19 protein-coding genes are annotated in these 19,406 nt (G+C 59.5%); 11 read left to right on the plus strand and 8 right to left on the minus strand.

Features of this window, described 5'->3' with window-relative positions:
- Positions 1-8: 8 nt before the first annotated feature.
- The 3 genes from fliD to LAP85_03605 form a co-directional block, all read right to left on the minus strand.
- Positions 9-1,430 carry a flagellar filament capping protein FliD gene (gene fliD / locus LAP85_03595; protein ID MBZ5495462.1) on the minus strand — a complete coding sequence of 474 codons (1,422 nt, stop codon included), beginning with the start codon at positions 1,428-1,430 and terminating at the stop codon, positions 9-11.
- A 19-nt stretch (positions 1,431-1,449) separates the two neighbouring features.
- Positions 1,450-1,854: a flagellar protein FlaG gene (locus tag LAP85_03600; GenBank protein MBZ5495463.1), complete on the minus strand. Its 405-nt coding sequence runs from the start codon at positions 1,852-1,854 to the stop codon at positions 1,450-1,452.
- A 192-nt stretch (positions 1,855-2,046) separates the two neighbouring features.
- Positions 2,047-2,877 (minus strand): flagellin FliC, encoded by an 831-nt coding sequence (locus tag LAP85_03605; protein ID MBZ5495464.1) that lies wholly within the window; start codon positions 2,875-2,877, stop codon positions 2,047-2,049.
- Between the two features lie 465 nt (positions 2,878-3,342).
- Between LAP85_03605 and LAP85_03610 the strand changes: the two genes are divergently transcribed.
- The 11 genes from LAP85_03610 (at position 3,343) to LAP85_03660 (ending at position 13,042) form a co-directional block, all read left to right on the plus strand.
- On the plus strand, positions 3,343-3,966 hold the full coding sequence (locus LAP85_03610) for a hypothetical protein (GenBank protein MBZ5495465.1): 624 nt from the start codon (positions 3,343-3,345) through the stop codon (positions 3,964-3,966).
- Between the two features lie 138 nt (positions 3,967-4,104).
- Complete coding sequence (locus tag LAP85_03615; protein MBZ5495466.1) at positions 4,105-5,064, plus strand: hypothetical protein; 960 nt, start codon at positions 4,105-4,107, stop codon at positions 5,062-5,064.
- 10 nt (positions 5,065-5,074) lie between these two features.
- Entirely contained in the window at positions 5,075-5,824 is a 750-nt protein-coding gene (locus LAP85_03620; GenBank protein MBZ5495467.1) for an HAD hydrolase-like protein, read from the plus strand.
- Entirely contained in the window at positions 5,811-6,935 is a 1,125-nt protein-coding gene (locus LAP85_03625) for an N-acetylneuraminate synthase family protein (protein MBZ5495468.1), read from the plus strand. The genes LAP85_03620 and LAP85_03625 overlap by 14 nt, the downstream gene beginning before the upstream one ends.
- 11 nt (positions 6,936-6,946) lie before the next feature.
- Complete coding sequence (locus LAP85_03630) at positions 6,947-8,020, plus strand: ATP-grasp domain-containing protein (protein ID MBZ5495469.1); 1,074 nt, start codon at positions 6,947-6,949, stop codon at positions 8,018-8,020.
- A gap of 52 nt (positions 8,021-8,072) precedes the next feature.
- Positions 8,073-8,786, plus strand: a complete 714-nt coding sequence (locus LAP85_03635; protein ID MBZ5495470.1) for an NTP transferase domain-containing protein — start codon at positions 8,073-8,075, stop codon at positions 8,784-8,786.
- Entirely contained in the window at positions 8,737-9,915 is a 1,179-nt protein-coding gene (locus tag LAP85_03640; protein MBZ5495471.1) for a DegT/DnrJ/EryC1/StrS family aminotransferase, read from the plus strand. The genes LAP85_03635 and LAP85_03640 overlap by 50 nt, the downstream gene beginning before the upstream one ends.
- Before the next feature lie 108 nt (positions 9,916-10,023).
- Complete coding sequence (locus LAP85_03645) at positions 10,024-10,716, plus strand: spore coat protein (protein MBZ5495472.1); 693 nt, start codon at positions 10,024-10,026, stop codon at positions 10,714-10,716.
- 433 nt (positions 10,717-11,149) lie between these two features.
- Entirely contained in the window at positions 11,150-11,371 is a 222-nt protein-coding gene (locus LAP85_03650; GenBank protein ID MBZ5495473.1) for a flagellar FlbD family protein, read from the plus strand.
- A gap of 25 nt (positions 11,372-11,396) precedes the next feature.
- Positions 11,397-12,194, plus strand: coding sequence for a flagellar motor protein (locus LAP85_03655; GenBank protein MBZ5495474.1), 798 nt, complete (start codon positions 11,397-11,399; stop codon positions 12,192-12,194).
- Between the two features lie 14 nt (positions 12,195-12,208).
- A complete protein-coding gene (locus tag LAP85_03660) occupies positions 12,209-13,042 on the plus strand; it encodes an OmpA family protein (GenBank protein MBZ5495475.1) in 834 nt (277 codons plus the stop codon).
- Between the two features lie 100 nt (positions 13,043-13,142).
- Here LAP85_03660 and LAP85_03665 read toward each other — a convergent pair whose 3' ends face one another.
- From LAP85_03665 to LAP85_03685, 5 genes are all read right to left on the minus strand, one after another.
- Positions 13,143-14,084: a GNAT family N-acetyltransferase gene (locus LAP85_03665; GenBank protein MBZ5495476.1), complete on the minus strand. Its 942-nt coding sequence runs from the start codon at positions 14,082-14,084 to the stop codon at positions 13,143-13,145.
- A complete protein-coding gene (locus tag LAP85_03670) occupies positions 14,072-15,178 on the minus strand; it encodes a response regulator (protein ID MBZ5495477.1) in 1,107 nt (368 codons plus the stop codon). The genes LAP85_03665 and LAP85_03670 overlap by 13 nt, the downstream gene beginning before the upstream one ends.
- Before the next feature lie 5 nt (positions 15,179-15,183).
- Positions 15,184-16,407, minus strand: a complete 1,224-nt coding sequence (locus LAP85_03675; GenBank protein ID MBZ5495478.1) for a P-loop NTPase — start codon at positions 16,405-16,407, stop codon at positions 15,184-15,186.
- Positions 16,408-16,747: 340 nt separating this feature from the next.
- Entirely contained in the window at positions 16,748-17,656 is a 909-nt protein-coding gene (locus LAP85_03680) for a hypothetical protein (GenBank protein MBZ5495479.1), read from the minus strand.
- 21 nt (positions 17,657-17,677) lie between these two features.
- Positions 17,678-19,024, minus strand: coding sequence for a radical SAM protein (locus LAP85_03685; protein ID MBZ5495480.1), 1,347 nt, complete (start codon positions 19,022-19,024; stop codon positions 17,678-17,680).
- Positions 19,025-19,406 lie beyond the last annotated feature (382 nt).

Here is a 19,406-nt window from a genome sequence, read left to right on the forward strand (position 1 = left end):
TGCCGGCATTATGCCAGCCCGCTGAGCGAGTTCAGCTGGCTGATCAGTGATGTTTGCAGCACCGACAGCTGCCTCAGGGCTTCGTCGGCCTTGGAGAATTGGGCAATCAAGAGCTCCCGCTGCACATCCAGCCGGGCGTTCATTTCGTCGATCTGGTCGTTGATCCGTCGGATGTTCTGCTGGATGGCGTCCGTGGCATGAAAGACCGGACCGTCGTACGAATCGGTGAGGCTTTTGAGCCGGCCCTGCAACATGGGGACCATGCTGATCGTATTGCCGCCTGCATCCGTGGCGTCGGCCAGCATCAGCTGCGCGGTCTCCCTGAAATTGGACGACAACTTGTCCCGAAGCTTTGTCTCGTCGATGCTCAGAGTCCCGTCGTTGCCGAGCTTGATTCCGATCTGGGAGAGCAGGCTGAGCGAAGAACCAGTGAAGTTTATGCTCTGTGACAGTGCCGAGCTGAGGTCGGCCTGGGTTTGCCTCACGGTGAAATCTCCGGCAAGAATTCCGGAGGTCTTTGTGGTCGCGTCGTATCGGGATTGCGATGAGATGTTAGATACGACGTCATTATATTTCGCGACGAAGTCCTTGAGGCCTGCCACGATCGAATCGATGTCACGCTCAACGGTGATGCTGGCGGTTCCCGACTCGGCTTTGAGGTCAAAGGTCACACCCTCGACGGCATTGGTGACTCTGTTGGAGCTGCTGGTGACGTTGACGCCGTTGATCTGGAATGCCGCGTCGTCAGCCGGCGTCGTCTCGCCGAGAGTCACAGCGCTCCCGGCCCCCTGGTTAAGGTTATTGGTTATGGTCAGGGCTCCCGCGGATCCTGAGTCGTTGCTGGTGATCGTGAGCCGGTACGGTGTGCTACTCCCGTCATTCAGGACACTGGCCGTGACTCCTGCGTTGGCGTTATTGATCGCGTTTTTAATTCCCTGAAGCGTGTTGTTCGTCGCGTCGACCGTGATCGTGACGGCCGCATCCGTGCCTTTCTGAATGACCAGGGTCCCGGTGGCAGTGTTCGTGGTGGTGTCGGACGCGAAGTTGTTCGATGCGAAGGAATTGAACTTAGCGAGCTTGCTGACCGTAACGGTAAAGTTGCCCGTCACTACGCCCTTGCCGGCGGTCGCAGTCACGACGGCATCGTCGGAGGAAGTCGCCTTCCTGAGAGCAAAGAGGCTCTTGCTGAAGCGATCTGCAAAAGCAGAAGGAATGTTTAACAAGACGTCCTCGCCTTTGAAAAGCAGATCCTCTACGCTGGTTTTAAAGGCGAGAAGCTTGGCATTGAAAGTCTGGTAGGCGGTGATCTTGTCCTGATAGGTCTTGGTCTGCGCCTGCAGCCTTGTGATCGGTGCGCTTGCTACTGTGATGAGGTTGTCGACGATACCTTGAACGTCGAGGCCGCCATTGATCAGATTAATGGATGACATTGTCTCAGCTCGCTCCCGATTAGATTCGGACGTCCACCCGGTGAAGCTGCCGCAGATGAGAATCTACATTTTTGAGATAATTCTGGGGAATCCGATAGATTTCCTCACCCGTGCGCTTATCCTTGACGTGAAGGTACATCTTGCCATCCTCGCTGTCACGCTCGAAGGAGAGCGTGGTGTTATCGGCCAATAATTCGCTCGGATCGCGTTCCAGTTTCGACTGGAGCAGCTTCTTATCTTCTGCCTGGCCGTCCTCCAAACCTTCGACGTCATTTTTCGGATGGAGCGCCGACGTATCGGGAGCGTCCTGTGCTCCGGGTGGAGCAACCGGGCGCTGAGAACCGGAGCGATTGGCAGACGCCGTAGCAGGGGACTGAAAGGCGTCCGCGAAAGCTCCCGTTATTATGCTGATTTCGCCTGCCATGACCATTCTCCTTACCGAGAAGGAGTGCCGCAATTCGCGGGTCAACAACTCTCCCGCCGGTGGCCGATATCAACCCCCCTTACTCATATCGACGAAGCGGCAGCACGCAATTAGCCAAAAGCCGCGAAAGACGGCGCGTCGCCGCCGAACGGCGACGCGCCTGTAGCCTTCGCTGCAGCTTGCTGCTGCCTGCTATTTGAACAGCGCCAACACAGACTGGCTGCTTGCGTTAGCCTGTGACAGGGCGGCGATGCCGGACTGCGCGAGGATCTGATACTTGGTCAGATTGGCGATTTCCTCCGCCATGTTGGCATCACGAATGGTGGATTCAGCCGCAGTGGTATTCTGTGACTGGCTCTGGAGCACCGCCACAGCGGACTGCAGCCGGTTCATGGAGGCACCCAGGCCGGCCCGGTTGGTCGAAATGCCACCCAGAGCGGTCTTGAGATCAGTCATGGCAGACTGAGCATGAGCTTGGGTATCGAGAGCAGTGCTGGTGAGATCCTGGCCACCCACGCTGGTGGCACTGACGGCGCCGACAGTCACCGCGATGGAGCTGGAGTTGTGAATGTCGCCGACGAAAATGTTCAGGCTGACACCGGCAGAGGTGAAGAGCGCCACGCCATTGAAGTTGGTCTGGGTTGCAATGCGTGTGATTTCACTCTTGATCGAGGTCAGCTCGGAGTTGAGAGCGGTTCTCCCTGCGGTATCGACCGTATCGGTAGCCGCTTCTTCCGCGAGCGAGAAGCCGCGGGTCAACAGGTTGGTAATTTCCTGCAGAGCGCCGTCGGCGATCTGGGCGACGGATATGCCGTCATTGGCGTTGCGGATCGCCTGATCCAGCGCGCGCACATTCGCGCGCAGGCTGTCCGCGATGCCCAGGCCGGCAGCATCGTCCGCACCGGAATTGATGCGCTTGCCCGTGGAAAGGCGGAGCAATGTCCGGTTCAGGCTTACGTTGTTGAGGTTGAGAGAGTTCTGAGCGTTCAGCCCAGCGATGTTATTAAGGATGCTGAAAGACATTTTTGAATTCCTCCTTGAATTCGTTTTGGTTTGATATCCGTACCATTTCCCAGACAAGGCCCTCACAGACCCAGCCGGCCATCGGCCTGCTGGGCTGGAATTCCAGTCCGGATGCTATAGTGCGACTTATCGGTCGGCCTGACAAAAAGCATTAGCGCAAAATCGCACACAAAGTGTGGCACCCGGATAGGGCGGTATCTGGGCCTCTTCCACTATCCGCGTACATCGGCTCTGCTGAGGATTGAAGTGGTTTTCATGCGCCCGGGTGCCCTCCGGGAAGGCGGGTTCGCCTGCAACGGTGAGCCCGCCTTTGTGGCTGCCCTTGCCTGTTGAGCGCCGCACGCTCTATCGACCCAAAGCCACATGAGGTTTAGCCGAAATCGCCCGCCGGCGGCAGTCTGGCCCGGAATTTGCGTGAAACCTTGTCGGTCAGGCCGGCCGCTTGGATCCGTGGAAAGGAAAGCCATGACACGTCTGTATATCGACAAACAAGAAGTTGCGCCACTCCCTCCGGATATGATTTCGTTGGAACAAGTCCTCAAGCTTGTGGAAACCACGCACCTGTCTCCGAACATGATCATTCGGCAAGTCCAAATTGACGGGCTTCCCCTATTCCAGGACGACCGGGCGGCCAGCCTGCCGGAACGCATCGACGACCGGGAGAAGATTGAGATTACTACCTCGACACTGCGGGAAGTGGCACTCGATTCAGTCCGGGAAGCAATCACCTATCTTGAGCGCGTAGAGACGGCAACTGCCTCATTGGCTTCGAGTTTTCGTGCTCATTCCGGGCCGCCGGACTTTGAGAGTTTAAAGCAGTTTTATGAGGGGTTCTATTGGGTCAACCTGCTTCTGGACCGGTTGGAACAATCGTTTCAAATTTCATTTGAAACTCTGAGTGTTAGCGGCGGCAACGCGCGGGAGCACCACTTCAAGCTGGCCTCGCTGCTCAAGGATGTCATCGAGGCACATGAGAAGAGAGATTTCGGTCTGGTGGCAGATCTATTGGAGTATGAGGTCACGCCTCTGATTCCGACCTGCAAGGAGGTCTTCGCGTCTGTGCGCGCCCGGATTCTTGCTGGAACCTAGGGGCAGTCAAAGGTACGTCAGATGAACAATTCGAGCGCCAAAAGATTGACGCTTTCGTACGAAAAGAGGTCTCGCAAAACTCTGTTGGTAAGGACTGCCGCCGGGCCCACAATCGGCTTCGGTCATCTGAGAAGGGCATTGATCCTTGCCCGCCGGCTGCGCGGCGCCGTGCGGCCTATGTTTCTGCTTGATCCCGACGATCGCTGGTCCCAGGCGCACGTTAGACATTGTGGTTTTGACTACCGTCATTTTGATCCGCGCAGACCCTGGCCTGCGGCTGAGCCTGCGGCTGCTGTTCTCATCGATACACGGAAAAGGGTGGGCTTGCGCCGTCTGATCGCGGCCGCACGCCTGCGAGGGATTCCGGTCGCGAGCATCCACGATCTAGGGCTGGCGCCGGTTGCGTCCGATGTCGTTTTCGACGGCAGCATCCTGCCTGCAAAAGACAGGTTCCCACGGGACGACACCACCTTTTTCACCGGGACGGGCTATCTGGTCCTGGCGGATGGCTGCGAGCGCTTTCACCGAAACGACAAGCGGATCCGTCCCAGAATCCGCAAGGTAGTAGTCAACCTGGGAGGAGGAGACGGCCGCAGGCTTTTCGGGAGAGTTCTCCGAGGCCTGCGCTCCACCAACGCCAAGCTGGAGGTTGTCGGCCTTCCTGGATTTTGCTCATGGGGGCAGGGGGAGTTGACGCGCACCCGATGGAACCCTGTCCGCTTTCGCTGGCTCTCCCCGCAAGAGGATGCATTGAGGATCATGTTCGATGCGGATCTGGTTATTTCTGCGGGAGGCCTGGCTGCTTATGAAGCCCTGTGCCTGGGTGCTCCCCTGTGCGCTCTCTCCTGCGATCGCCACCAGGCAAGCACTGTCGAGGCTTTGGCCCGTGCCGGGGCCTGCCTGGACTTGGGTCGCGGGACGCTCCTGAAGAACTCTGACCTGATTTCCCGATTCCAGGAACTGAATGGGCATCCAGATCTCAGGCATCAACTCTCGGCGCGGGGGCATGCTCTGGTCGACGGCGGCGGCACGCGCCGCGTAGCCCGAATCCTGCATGCCATGATGAAGGGCAGATCCCACTTGATGACGAATAGCTGACGGAGGACGAATGACAACGGAGACAGCTACGAGCCTGTTTTTCAATGGCCGATCGTCCAGGCCAGGGGGTCCGATGCTGCGGGCTCTTGTTTTCGACCTGGACGACACGCTCTATTGCGAGCGCGATTTCCTTGCCAGCGGTTTCCGTGCCGTGGCGGAACACCTGTCGGCAACCTGTGGCCGGCCTCGCGATGAAATCCATCAGATGATGATGGCCACGCTCGCTCGCGAGGGAAGGCGCAGCGTCATGCCGGCGGTGCTGGCACGTTTTCCGGACTCGGGATTTCAGGTGGCTGATCTGGTCAGCATCTACCGTTCGCATACTCCCCAGATCCGGTTGTTCACCGGGTATGACGGACTGCTGAAGGAGCTTCGCGCCCGCTATCGGCTTGGCATCGTGACCGACGGCGCTCCTGATGTGCAAAAAGCGAAGTGTGCGGCGCTCGGCCTGGAGGGGGCGGTGGACAGCATTATCTATACGTGGGAATACGGCCTGGAGAAAGAAAAGCCGCATCCGTTCCCCTTCCGTCTGATGTTGAGGTGCTTGCAGGCGCCCCCGGATGAGGCTCTTTTCATCGGGGACAGCCTCGAGAAGGATTGCAGGGGCGCGCGCGGCGTGGGGATGAAGTGCGTGCGCGTGCAGCAGCCACCTATCATATGGGGTGCCGAGAGCGGAGAGGAGGCGGACTTTGTCATCGAATCGCTGCTCCAACTCCCACTCGTGCTGAGACAGCTCGAGGGTCCAGATGAACCAGCATGAGTTCATGTTGGGAGGGAAGCCGATCGGTGCTTCCTCCAGGGTTCTTGTGATTGCCGAGATCGGCATCAACCATGATGGCAGCCTGGAGCAGGCGCTGAGGCTTATCGATGCTGCGGCTGGCTGTGGCGCCGACGCGGTGAAGTTCCAGACTTTCCGGGCCGAGCGGCTGATGGTGGAATCCCGCGGCCGGTTTGCTCAGCAGGGCGAATGCGGTGAGTCGGCATATGAGATGTTCAGGCGATTGGAGCTCTCCTGGGAGGGTCACGAGAGATTGAAGGCGCGAGCCGACAGCCGGGGTGTGCTCTTTCTCTCAACCCCCTTTGACGAGGACAGTGCAGATTTTCTGGACGCTCTCGGCGTCCCCGCGTTCAAAATTGCGTCGTCCGACCTGACCCACCTGCCGCTGCTGCGTCACCTGGCCCGCAAACGCAAACCATTGCTGCTTTCGACAGGCATGTCCTACCTGCACGAGGTGGAGGAGGCCGTCTGCACGCTGCAATCGTGCGGGGCGCCGGACATTGCGCTGCTACACTGCGTCTCGACTTACCCCGCTCCGCCGGACACGCTGAATCTGAGGACCATACAGACGCTGCACGAGCACTTCCATCTGCCCGCGGGATTTTCCGACCATAGCGAGGGCATCTTTTTCTCCCTGCTTGCTGCAGCTCTGGGCGCGAGGGTGTTGGAGAAGCACTTCACCCTGGACCGGACGGGCGCGGGTCCCGATCACAAGGTCAGCATCGAGCCGAGGGAACTCCGCGAACTGGTCGCCCGTCTCGCAGTTGTGGATGCGAGCCTGGGGACAGGGCGCAAGCATCCCACCAAAGAGGAAGAGCAGAGCCGGATGCTGAGCCGGCGCAGCATCGTGGCTGCGACGGATATCGCCATTCATCAAACCGTTCAGCCTTGGATGCTCACGTGCAAACGCCCTGCCGGGGGCATCGACCCGCGTGAGGTTGACCGCGTGACGGGCATGCAGGCGCGCCGCAAAATCGCCAAAGACAGTATCCTGTACTGGGAGGATCTGGTACCGGCGCACTGCGCGAAAGCGGCGGACAGGGAAACGGCATCGACGATGCCTCAGGGACAGCCAAGCGCCTCCACACCATGACAGGAGACAACATGCGCGAAATCAACATTCTAATCACCGCGGCCAGCCGGCGCGTACCGCTGATCCAGGGTTTCGTGCAGGCGTTGAGGCGACTGGGCGTACGCGGCAATGTGGTCACCTCAGACATGAATGCGCTCAGCCCCGCCCTCTATTTCAGCGATCGCCATTACCTCGTCCCGCTTACTACCGACAAACAGTATCTACCTCTCATCAGGTCGATCTGCTTCAAGGAACGGATCCACCTCCTCATCCCCACGATCGACGACGAGCTGCCGCTGTTCGGCGCTCATGCCGGCTCCTTTCTGGAGATGGGCGTACGCGTGGCGGTTTCAGGCCAAGAGACCGGAACCATCTGCAATGACAAGCTGCGGACGGTCCAGTTTCTGGCAGAGAAGGGCATCGCCACACCGCGCACATGGCTTCCCCACGAGCTGGACTTCGGGAGCCTCAGCTATCCGCTGTTTCTGAAGCCGCGGCAGGGCCGGGGCAGCGTAGGCGCCCACCCCATCAACAATGAAAAGGAACTGCGCTTCTTCTCGAGCTATGTGGCGGACCCGGTGATCCAGGAATACCTGCCCGGCCGCGAGTTCACGATCGACGTGCTGGCGGATTTCAATGGCGCCATCATCAGCGCCGTGCCCCGGGAGAGGCTGGTAGTTCGTTCCGGCGTAACCGACCGCGGGCAGACCTGGAATCACCCGGCGTTGATCGATCTGGGTGTTCGTGTGGCCGAGGCTCTGCAGATACGTGGCCCGGCCAACATACAACTCAAGTGGTACGCAGATCGGGGTACCGTCTTTGAAGTGAATCCGCGTTTCTCCGGAGGGATCAACCTCACCATTGCTGCCGGAGCCGACTTTCCCGCCTGGCTGATTGAAATGCGCCTCGGGCGCAGGGTGCGGCCTGCTTTGGGCAAGTTCACCGACAGCCTGTTGATGACCTGTTATGAAACCGCGCTCTTCCTCTCCTCTAACGTGGCGGCAGTGGGCGGCATGAAGCAGGCCGATGCGCAGGTTCCTCCTGCCGGTCGCGGCCGGACGGCGCGCAGCAACGTCGTCGCTCAAGGCCCGTGGATGGAAGCATAGAGGCGGCAACGGAAGCTGCGGAAACTCGACTTGCAGATGGAGGAGGACAGGCATGAAGGCGGTGATACTCGCCGGAGGGAAGGGCGCCCGGCTCGCCCCTTACACGACTATCTTCCCCAAGCCGCTGGTGCCGATTGGGGAGCGGCCGATTTTGGAGATTATCGTCCGCCAACTTGTGCGGCAGGGAATCTGTGACATTGTCTTGTCTGTCGGACACCTGGGCGAGCTGATCGAAGCGTACTTCCAGAATGGACACCGCAGCATCCCGGGGCTGAACTTGAGTTACGCACGCGAATCCCGGCCCCTTGGGACCGCAGGTCCACTCGCCCGCATCGCCGGACTCAATGACACGTTCCTGGTGATGAACGGGGACGTGCTCACCACGCTGGACTACCGGTCGCTGTGTGACTTCCACCGGTCGTCGGGGGCCGCACTCACCCTTGCCATGCATCGCAAGGAGGTGCGCATCGATCTGGGAGTGCTGGAGACCAACGAGAGCAACGAACTGGTCGCGTATCGCGAGAAGCCGCTTTACACCTTTGATGTCAGCATGGGTGTCTACGTCTATGAACCGCGTGTGCTCGGCTACCTCACGAAAGATGAATACCTCGACTTCCCGGATCTGGTGCTCCGGCTCCTGGGCTGCGGAGAAAAAGTGGTCGGGTTCCATTCCGAGGATTTCTGGTTCGATATCGGTCGCCGGGAGGATTATGAGCTTGCCCAGCAAGAATTTGAGGAGCGAGCCGACGCCTTCGCCCTCGCCTGAGTGGCGCGTGCCCCTCTGTGCGCCCAGCTTTGCGGAGACGGAAGTCCGGGAAGCAGCTGCGGTGCTGCGCTCAGGATGGTGGACCTACGGACCGGTTGCGCGCAGCCTGGAGAGGGAGTTTGCCGATTTCATCGGCGTGTCACACGCCATTGCGGTCTCCAGCGGCACCGCGGCACTCCATCTTGCGTTTGCCGCCCTCGGGCTCGAGCGGGGCGATGAGGTTCTCACGCCTTCCTTGAACTTTGTGGCGGCCGCCAACTGCCTGTGGCACGCAGGCGGCGTTCCGTGCTTCGTGGACGTGGATTCGCCCGAGCAGCCGTTGACTTCCCCCGAGAATCTATCGCGCGCAATTACTCCTCGCACCCGGGGCATCTGCGTGATGCACTACGGCGGCTACCCGTGCTCCATGGATGCTGTGATGAGCCTGGCACGGCGTCACGGTCTCTGGGTGGTGGAAGATGCGGCCCATGCTCCCGGGGCAAGCTGGCGCGATACCCGCTGCGGTGCTTGGGGGGACGTGGGCTGCTTCAGTTTTTTTGGAAACAAGAATCTCACCTGTGGTGAGGGGGGGATGGTAACAACCGCAAGCGACCGGATGGCACAAAGGATCAAAGCGCTCCGCTCGCACGGCATGAGCTCTCTGACCTGGGATCGCCACCTCGGGCACCAGTTTTCCTATGACGTGTCGGAAGCGGGTTTCAACTTTCGCATGGACGATTTGCGCGCTGCGATTCTCAGGGTGCAACTGTCGGCGCTGCCAGAGCTGAACCGCCGCAGGGAAATGCGTGTCGGGTGGTACCGTGAGCTGTTGGAGCAGGACTCGCGCTGGGTCATCCCCTTCACGAGCCACCCGGGAAAATCGTCCCATCATCTGTTCACCATTGTGCTGGCCGAGGGCGTGGAACGCGCTCGAGTCATGGAAAGCCTCAGAGCCGGCGGAATTCAATCGAGCATTCACTATCCTCCCGTGCACCAGTTCAGCTTCTATCGCAAGCTTTCATTGTCCCGATCCGATTTGAGAGTTACCGAATCGCTGGGCCGGCGGCTCCTGAGCCTGCCGCTATATCCGGATATGACCAGGGAACAAGTCGAATGGGTCGTCGGGAGCCTGCGCGCGGCGGTAGGCTAGGCTGAACCAAGGGGGACGGAATCATTCAACTTTTGATCTTGGATTGGGGATTTGAAGTCAAGCACGACCCCGCACTCCAGACTCAAAATCAAAAACCCAGAGTATCCTATGACGCTCACTCTCGGCTTTCTTCAGGCTCGCATGGGCAGTATGCGTTTGCCCGGCAAAGTGCTGTTTCACATTGCAGGCAAATCCATCATGGAACGTGCGATCGAGAGGTTGCGCGCTGCCCGCTCGCTCGACGGCGTGGTGGTTCTCACCACGAACCGCGATGAAGACGAGGTTGTGGCTGAGGAAGCACACCGGCTGGGAGTGGAAAGCTATCGCGGGCCCGGTTTCGACGTCCTGGCCCGGTTCCGGCAGGCTGCCGGCATTTTCCTTCCGGATGTCATCGTGCGCGCGACGTCAGACAACCCGCTGATCGACATCGGCTCGGTGAACCGCATCGTCCGGATGCTTGTTGAGGAAGGTCTCGACTATTGCATGGAGAGGACCTTGCCGGTTGGTGCCGCGACCGAAGCCATCACGCGTCCCGCTCTCGAAGAAGTGGACCGGCTCGGTTGCATGCCCCATCACCGCGAGCATGTCACGACCTATGTCAAAGAGCATCTCGATCTCTTTCGGACGGCATTCCCGGACCCACCGGAGGCGTTGAGGCTACCGGATCTGCGCATTACTGTCGACACGCCGGCCGACTTCGTTTTCGTGGAAAGGCTCATCCGCGCCATTCCCGAAGGCGGCTCCCCGATTCCTCTGGAAACGTACATAATAGAGCTTACCGCCGGGATTACTGCGCGCTGACCCCTGCGGGGCGGCAAAAGCTCCTCCACATCGACAAGCGCAAAACCGTCTACATCCGTTTTTCAGCGTCCAGAGATGCATTTTCCCCATTCATTCACGAATAGTCCGGACCAAGGCTCCAAGATAGCTATAAAAAACTGTTTTGCTTGGAGTTCCAGTACACGATTCACAAATGTGCCGACGAAGCCCTTGGAATGCGGCAGCTTGCCTGCGCCTGGCCTTTCCAAAGGCGACAGCAAGCTGCCGCAATCCAAGGCGGCCGGAAAAACCTGTGCGCCTGATTGTGAACAAGAGTACTTGGAGACCTGGCGTCCCAAAAGTCTGATCGGTGTGTGAAATCCATCGGCAGATGTCAATTTCCCGTCAGAGATGTTAAGGAATCTCGCATCCTGCGCCGATATATCCCACTGGTTCACCGGCCAAAGGGAAAGTCATGATTCAGTTGACCAAAATCAACGGGCACCAGATTGTTTTAAACGCCGATCTGATTGAGTACATCGAAGAGACTCCGGACACGGTCATCACTCTGACCAACAACGACAAGGTGATCGTGAAAGACCATATGTCGGAGATCATCGACAAGGTGGTCCGCTATCGCCGGACTCTGGCGGGACTGGTGGATGCGGAATATGCGCGCAGATTGTCAAGGGTCTGAAGGCGCGGCAGGCTAAAGGACAAAGATGGATCTAGGCACAATCATAGGGCTGTTGCTGGCTTTTGGTGCGATCCTCGGGGGACAGGCTCTCGAAGGCGGGAGCGTCCGGTCCATCCTTCAGGAAACTGCTGCCATCATCGTCCTCGGCGGAACCTTTGGCGCCTGCCTGGTCCAGTTCCCGCTGAGCGTGTTTATTGCCAGCATGAAGTCAGTCGCCAAGGTCTTTTTTGCGCCGAAGGCCAACAACAAGGATGTGATTGCGGAGATCATCCGCTACGCCAACAAGGCACGACGTCAAGGAATCATCTCCCTGGAGTCGGACGTCGAGAGCATCAAGGATCCTTTCCTGAAGAAGGCGCTCAACATGGCAGTTGACGGCATCGAACCCAAGACACTGCGCGAAACCATGGAAGTGGAGATGGCCAACATGGAAGAGGAAGGCGAACTCCCGATCAAGTTCTGGGAGGCGGCCGGAGGCTATTCGCCCACCATTGGGATCATCGGCGCGGTGCTCGGCCTGATCCACGTCATGGAAAATCTGACCGATCCGAGCAAGCTGGGAGGGGGGATCGCCGTGGCATTCGTGGCCACGGTCTATGGAGTCTCGCTGGCCAATGTGGTTTATTTCCCGATTGCCGGAAAGCTCAAGCTGCTGCACCGGAACCACATGGTGGCCAAGGAAATCATCCTTGCAGGTGTTATCTCGATCCTCGAGGGTGAAAACCCGCGCCTGATTGAGGACAAGCTCAAGAGCTTCCTGAATCAGAATGACAAAAAACCCATAACACAGGACGGGGCGGCCGCGCAAACCAAGGTTGCCTGATCGGGAGATTCGACATCTTGCGCAAGAAGAAAGCCCCTGAGCACGCAAATCACGAACGTTGGCTGGTCTCCTACGCCGACTTTATCACGCTGCTGTTCGCATTCTTCACTACGATGTATGCTATTTCCACAGTGGACGCACAAAAGATGGGCCGGATGGTCATGTCCATGAGGGCGTCCTTCGACAGTCCGGTTTTCACCCCCGGAAGTGACAGCCTGAGTCTGAGCAAGGGAGATGGAGCCAGCTCGGCTCTGGGCCGCGACCTCGTGGAGCATGTTGAAACCCCGAAGGAGAAGGTGCTCAAGGAGAACACGGTTGCCAACATGAAGGAGCTCAAGACCAACTACGTGCCGAATTCCCTTCCCAAAGGTGAAGTCGTCGCGATGGGGCGGCTCCAGGAGACCATCGAGTCTTTGGTGAAAAAGCGGGGCATCGCAGGGAAGGTGCGGACGCGCCTTGAAACGCGCGGCCTGGTGATCAGTCTGGACGGAACCTTTTTCGACTCGGGTTCGGATCAGATGCGACCTGAGGGACGCGAGCTGATGGATGCCATGGCCCAAGACCTGCTGGTCATGAACAACCTGGTGCGCATCGAAGGGCACACCGACAACGTCCCCATACAGACCGCACGATTTCCCTCCAATTGGGAACTCTCATGCGCACGCGCGACCTCGCTGGTCGCCTATCTGATCCGGCAGTTCGGTTTCACCCCTGACAAACTCTCCGGAGCGGGCTACGGGGAGTTTTGCCCTGTCGAAACCAACAACACACCGGAAGGGCGCGCGCGCAATCGACGGGTGGACATCGTCGTGCTGAATTCCACATACTCTCACACCGGCTCCCGATAGATCGACGTTAAATCGCAAAGCGCAAACCCCCCCCGAGAATTCCCAAGAGAGGTCTTTGGAATATTTTGGAAAGGCTATGCCGCGCCGTGTATTTCGTGGTTCAAGTCTTGTCGCGCTGCCAGAGGTAGGCGCCGAAGTCGCGCCGGTTTTTGAACCCGAGCCGAAGGTACCATTCGTATGCACGCCGGTTCTGCCGGGTGACCGTAAGCCTGACGGTTCGATACCCCGCGGATTTGAGCTGGTTCACTGCCTGGTGGATCAGAGCGGATCCCAGATTTCTTCCCTGATGCGCCGGATGAATTGATATCTGCGGAATCATGGCCGAGGCGGCCGAGAGACGGGATGTCAGGATGAATCCGCAAGGGGTGCCGCGGCTGTCCAGGCCCACGAAGGATGAATCGGGCTGGAATATGCCGCAGCCGGGATTTTCCACCAGGCTGCGCAGATAGGCCTCACAGTTCGCCTCGGAACCATAATCTTCGCAGATGACAGCATCGATTCCGTTCCGATAGCTCCGGTAGGCTGCTTCGGCCGCGGATAGCAGATGTCGGGGATGCCAGGGCACAATCGTCCCGCGATATTTCGGGTCGGGCCATGCGCAGGCGGCCAAGTCCAGCTCCAGGTAATGGCGGAGAAAGCACTGGAAGCCGTGCCGCGAAAAAATCGTGGTCAAGTCCAGGCCGTTAAGCGGGATGATCTGGGCCTCGATCCGGCGCAGGTTGCGCGTTTCTTTCAGGCTTTCAATCGCGCGCGAGAGGACCAGGTCGGCGGTGTGCTGAGCGTGCGGTGAGGCAACGAAGACGGTTCCGATCATGCCTTTAGAACGGGAGATCAGGAAGTAAGTATACGCCAGCAGTTCCGTGCCGCTGATCGCGACAAAGCCCGGCAGCAGCCGCTGCTCGAGGAAACCGAAGAGGATCCGGCGGATGGGCGCGTAGTCCCAGTCGAGCTCGCGCAGCCAGGCTTGCTCTTCCTTGTTCATGAGCGCTGCCACGAGGTCGATTTCCGCCTGGCTGAGAGGCGCCAGCTCTATTTCAGACATAAGACTTCGCTGGGCTCCTGGGCCCGGTGCCGGCGATTCACCAGGTCGTGAATGCTCTTCCACGTTTCGGGTGCGATGCTGAGGAACGCCTCGGTCACTTTAGGGTCAAACTGAGTGCCGCTGCAGCGTCGCACCTCTTCCCGCGCGGCTAGGAAAGACAGGGCCCTGCGGTACGGGCGGTTGCTGGTCATGGCATCCAACGTGTCCACCACGCCGAATATCCTGGCACCGAGCGGGATTTCAGTGCAGGCGAGCCCGTTCGGATAACCGGTGCCATCCCACCGCTCCTGGTGGGCCAGGACGATCTCGGCCGCCGGCGCCAGGAACCTCACGCCGCGCAGAATTTCATAGCCCACCAGCGGGTGGCGCTTCATCTGGATCCATTCGTCGGGCGTGAGCTTCCCCGGTTTCAGCAAGATGGAATCCGGAACCCCGATCTTGCCGACGTCATGCAACAGTGCGCCGCGCCCGATGTCGATGAGGTCCTCGGTTTTCAGGCTCAGGCCCTGGGCGAGAGTAATGGCGTACTCACGTACCCGCTGGGAGTGGGCCTGGGTTTCGTGCTCCCGCGCATCCAGGGCTGCCGCCAGCGCTTCCAGTGTGAAACGGTAGCTTTCCTCGACCTCTCGGAGCGCTCCGTTCAGCTCGAAGGTGCGCTCCTGCACGAGTCGTTCCAGTTCGTGCTGGTAATAGCGATTCTCTAACATCAGGCGGTGCCGTTCCAGGGCTTTGCCCACCGCGCGCCGGACTGCGAGCAGGTCGAAGGGCTTGGTGATATAGTCGCATGCTCCCAGTTTGAGCGAGTCCACGGCCATTTTCAGATCCATCACCCCCGTGATCATGATAACGGACGTATCGGGATGGTGCTTCTTGATGGAGCGCAGCAGCTCGATTCCGGACATCCCCGGCATGCACACATCACTCATGACCAGGGAAAAGGTGTCATTCCTGATCTTGTTCAGGGCATCGAAGGCGTTGGATGCGGGGATGCACTCGCAGGAATCGTTCGAGAGGCTGCGCACAAGCAGCGAGCGGATCTCGGCCTCATCGTCGACAATGAGTACCTTGCTGGGAGGGGTGCCGTTTTCCATCATGAATATCAAGCCACTGTTGGCTCAAGCCTCGTCTTCCGGCTCTCGATCTGGCGGATGACATTGAAATGCTGAGCGCGCATCAACTCAACCACCTGGCCATTGTGGTGGGGATCCCGCATTGTCGACGGGTATTCCGATTTCGTCGACAGTATAACACGGCCGTCACAGAACACCTGGGTGGTGATGCAGTTTCCGGCAGCGCCCATATCTTCTGTCTGGACGTGCAGGTCCCGGCCCATGAGTACCAGACTGTCATTCAGCCCCATGGCCGGCACGAGGGCGACACTGTCGTGCGGCTCTTCGCGCTCGGCGCCATCGCCAGGTGTGTCCCCGTCGGCCAGGTGCATCGCGACTTGCCGGACCTGATGCGCCAACTTGCAGTCGGGCTCGCCGGAATCCCGCGGGCTCATGCGCTGGGCGGCTCTGCGCGCGGCGTCGTCAAACTGGACCAGGCCGCAGAATCGCATGTCAATGCTCAGGAACTTTCTGGCCGATGACAGAATGATCTCCGCGATGCGCTGGTCCTGTTCTGAAACAGCCATGTTGACGAGCAGAAGGGGCCGCCAGGCATCCACCATGGCTGCGATGCTTGCGGCTACTTCCGGCGCCGCCGGCCGCAGCAGGTCGAGGAAGTCCGTCATGGTTCGCGGTTTCGCGGCCCCTATGCCTTGATGCATCTGCCGCAGTGCGGTGTCCACTTCCGCGTGGGAGCCGAACCTCTCCTGTATTCTGCGATATGTCGAATTCCTGATGAATCGGTAGGTGCATCGCATCGAAGCCGGGTCCGGCGAAGTCACCACAATCGGCTCGTGCGCCAGATTGAAGAAATCCAGTACGTTGAGGGATGCGCCGCTCCCCACGTCGATCAGGACGTAGTCCGCGTCCAGGTGCGAGAGAAGTTCGGCCATCTTGCGCTGCTCACCGGGGGCCAGGTCAGCCATGCCGAGTTCGTCACCGACGCAATTCAGGAAGCGCATCCGTGGCTCGGGAGTCGGGATCAGTGCTTCGGGAAGAGTGGCGCGCCGCGTCAAAACGTCCCGCAGGGTCAAGCTGGGGGCCTTGATGCCGAGAGAGGCATGCAAGTCGGGTGCCGCCAGGTTGGCATCGACGAGGATGACCGACTTGCCCGCCCGAGCCAGCGCAGCGCCCATAGCTGCAGCCAGGAAGCTCGTGCCCACACCGCCTTTCCCGCTGCCGATAGTCCACAACCTGTTTCTGCACACACGCATATCGATTCTCGCCGGGACCATGTCCCTTATCGACAGGACGCAAACCGAACTTTATTCGCCTCCCGGCCGAACGTGCCCGCCGAAGAAGGACGTGAGGTGTGCCGGAGTCGCTCTTCTTGGCGATGCCGTTCGCCGACAGGCGCCAAAATAGGAACTCTTGCGTGCCGACGACGCGGAGGGGTGTCGCCACGCTACCGTCCTGCCGAAGCGTCGGCTGCCTGCTGGCAGGCTACGGGGGTCACATACTCATGCGACCTTCTGCCGGTCGCAGAGCAGCTCGACTACGATCGGTTTTCCGCGCATCCCCGCCGGGCGTCTTGCACGGGAAGAAAACGGCGGTTCACTGTAGATTGGGGACGACGGGATGAGCCATGACCTTCACGCCGGGACGGGTACATTCGATCCTCAGCGGCGCCGGCTGATCGGAAGCAGATTCCGATTGGAAGCCGATCGTGTAGAAGGTCCGGATCTGATTGGAAATCCTGCGGCCGAGACCCTCGATCCCTTCCATGGTTGAGAAATAGGCGCCACCGGCGGTGACCGCGGCGAGCTCACGCAATGACGCCTCACTCTGCGGCGGCGGCAGCCCCAAGCCGGCGTTGGTCCTGGATGCGAAGCTGGCGATGAAGAGTTCCACATTCGAGGCCGTCAACAGGTTCTTCAGCGGCTTAAGTCTGGCGCCCGTCCCCGTATCGAGAAAATCGAGGAAAACAATCAGCACACGGCGCTTTTCATTGCGCTGAACCATCTTCTTGACGGCCTCAAGGAGGGTGCCATACAGGAAGGACTCCTCAGTGGAGCGCTGAGCGCGCAGTTGCTGGATGACATCTTTGATCCGGCCCGTATCCGGACTGAAATCGAGCGCGACCCGCATCTCCTTGTCGTAGGTGCCCACCCATCCGATCTGGTTTGCCAGCCCCTGATCGATTAACTGATAGGCCACATTGGTCGCTGCCATAGAGCTCGGAATTCCGACCTGGTCTCGCCGTGCATCATCGAAGGGCAGGGGCAGAATCGCGCGATCAAAAAGGAGACCGTAGGCCGTCGGGACTTCAGGTCCGGAAAAGAACTCCACTTCACGGGGCCGGCCGTTTTCGAAGATCCGGACCTCATCCCGGTTCAAGTCCTCGAGGAACATGCGGTTCTTGCCAAGGAAACTCGCGGTTGCGAAGACCGGCCTCTTTTGCACGGGGAGGTCGGGTACGGTCCAACAAAGCAGCGAAGCCAGCAACAAAACCAGCGCGGGCATGCGATCTCCTCCCAATGGGTCTCAGGCCCCGGAAAGACGCGGATCGCGGAAAAGCAGCGGATGCAGCAGCGTCGATTGCAGAAACCTCCATACGTAGCGCGGGCGCAGGTGGTAGGAGACGTAGGCAAACTCGCGCAGGCGATGGAGCTCCTCCGGCGAAATGGCCGGGTGCCGGTACACGCTGGTCCAGCCGTTGAAGTGCTCCCAGTCCCGGTCGAAGATCCGACCCTCGACGTTGCGGAAAAACTGCGTTCCCGGGTAGGGGGTCGTCACCGTGAACTGAATCGCGAAGGTGTTCAGTTTCTTGGCGTAGCGAATTGTGTCGCGCACGCCGCCGGCCGTGTCGCTGGGAAGGCCGAAGGTGTAATTGGCGATGACCCGGATGCCCAGCTTGTGACAGTGATCGATCACGCTCTCCTGGTGGGTTTTGGGGATCGCCTTGCGCAGGTTCGCGCGCAGCGTCCTTTCATTCGCAGATTCGATGCCCACTTCCACGCTGCGCAGTCCGGCCCGGTGCAACAGCGTGATCAATTCCGGATCGAGGCGGTCGGTGCGTGCTTCCATGCTCCAACGCACCTTGAGCCCGCGGCGCAATATCAGCTCGGCCAGTTCCGTGGCGCGCTCCCTGCCGTAGGTCAGATTGGGATCGCGAAAGGAGATGCCGTGTATGCCGTATTTGCCCACCAGGTTCTCGATTTCGTCCACGATATTTTCCGGGGTCCGGACGCGGAACTTCGAATTGACCAGGTAAGGACAGTAGTTGCAGGTATAAGGGCAGCCGCGGCTTCCCAGCATGGGCAACGTGATGCCGCGGTTGGTGATGATCTGGTAGCGGAAACGCCGGATGTCGAACTGATCCCAGTTGGGGTAGGGAAGTGAATCCAGATCCTCGACGAATCCTGCCGAGATCACTCCACTGGGGATTTCTCCGCACCCCAGCGCCGGGGCGATGTTCTCTATTTCTTCCTTCACGATAAAGTCGGCGGCTTCCTCGAAGAATTCCGGGACGGTCGCTGCGAATGCGCCGAAGTAGCCGACTTTGCTGCCATAGCGGTGCCTGGCCTCCAGGCCGATCTCGCGCTCAAAGGTGCAGTCGACGATCGACGAAGCGATCAGATACAGGTCGGCAGGCTCGAGCTGGTTCAGATGCCGGACCTCGAGGATGCGGACCTCCGCGCCACTCCTTTCGAGGATGGAGTCGAGATAGGCAAGCTTGATGTTGGGAATGGAAGCTACCCTGCGCTTGGCTGTCTCCAGCAGCCGGGCAAACGGCGAGCTGCCCACGGTAAAAACCGTGCCAAAGCCCCCGGCCACATCCTTGAGCGTGCAGTTCTTCTGCCGGCTTGCGCTCAGCACGACGATTTTCATAAGAGCCTTCGAATCTCGAGGCGGACCCTGAACGAGCGGGATTCGGAACCAGGCTTCAAATCCATGCTGCAAAAGGCCGCGCGCATGGCAAAATGCCTGGCGGACACGCCCTCCACCCTGAAACGACTGCCGGCGAGGGCTCAATCCCGGCCGAATGCCCACCTCCATCCGGGAAATGCGATTATATCAGCTAACCGGCCTATTACAACCCTGTGGCAACGCCGGGGCAACTAGACGTTCGACACATGAGCCGGGCGACGCTGCACCGTCCGTGTCCGCATTCGATATTCTGTCACGGAGTTTCCGCGCGGCATAAATCAATTGTGTTTTTCGGGCGTCTCTGTTACTTTGCTTTGTTGATGTCATGAGCCGAGCCTCCCAA

Source organism: Terriglobia bacterium, from assembly GCA_020072565.1.
GTDB lineage: Bacteria > Acidobacteriota > UBA6911 > UBA6911 > UBA6911 > JAFNAG01.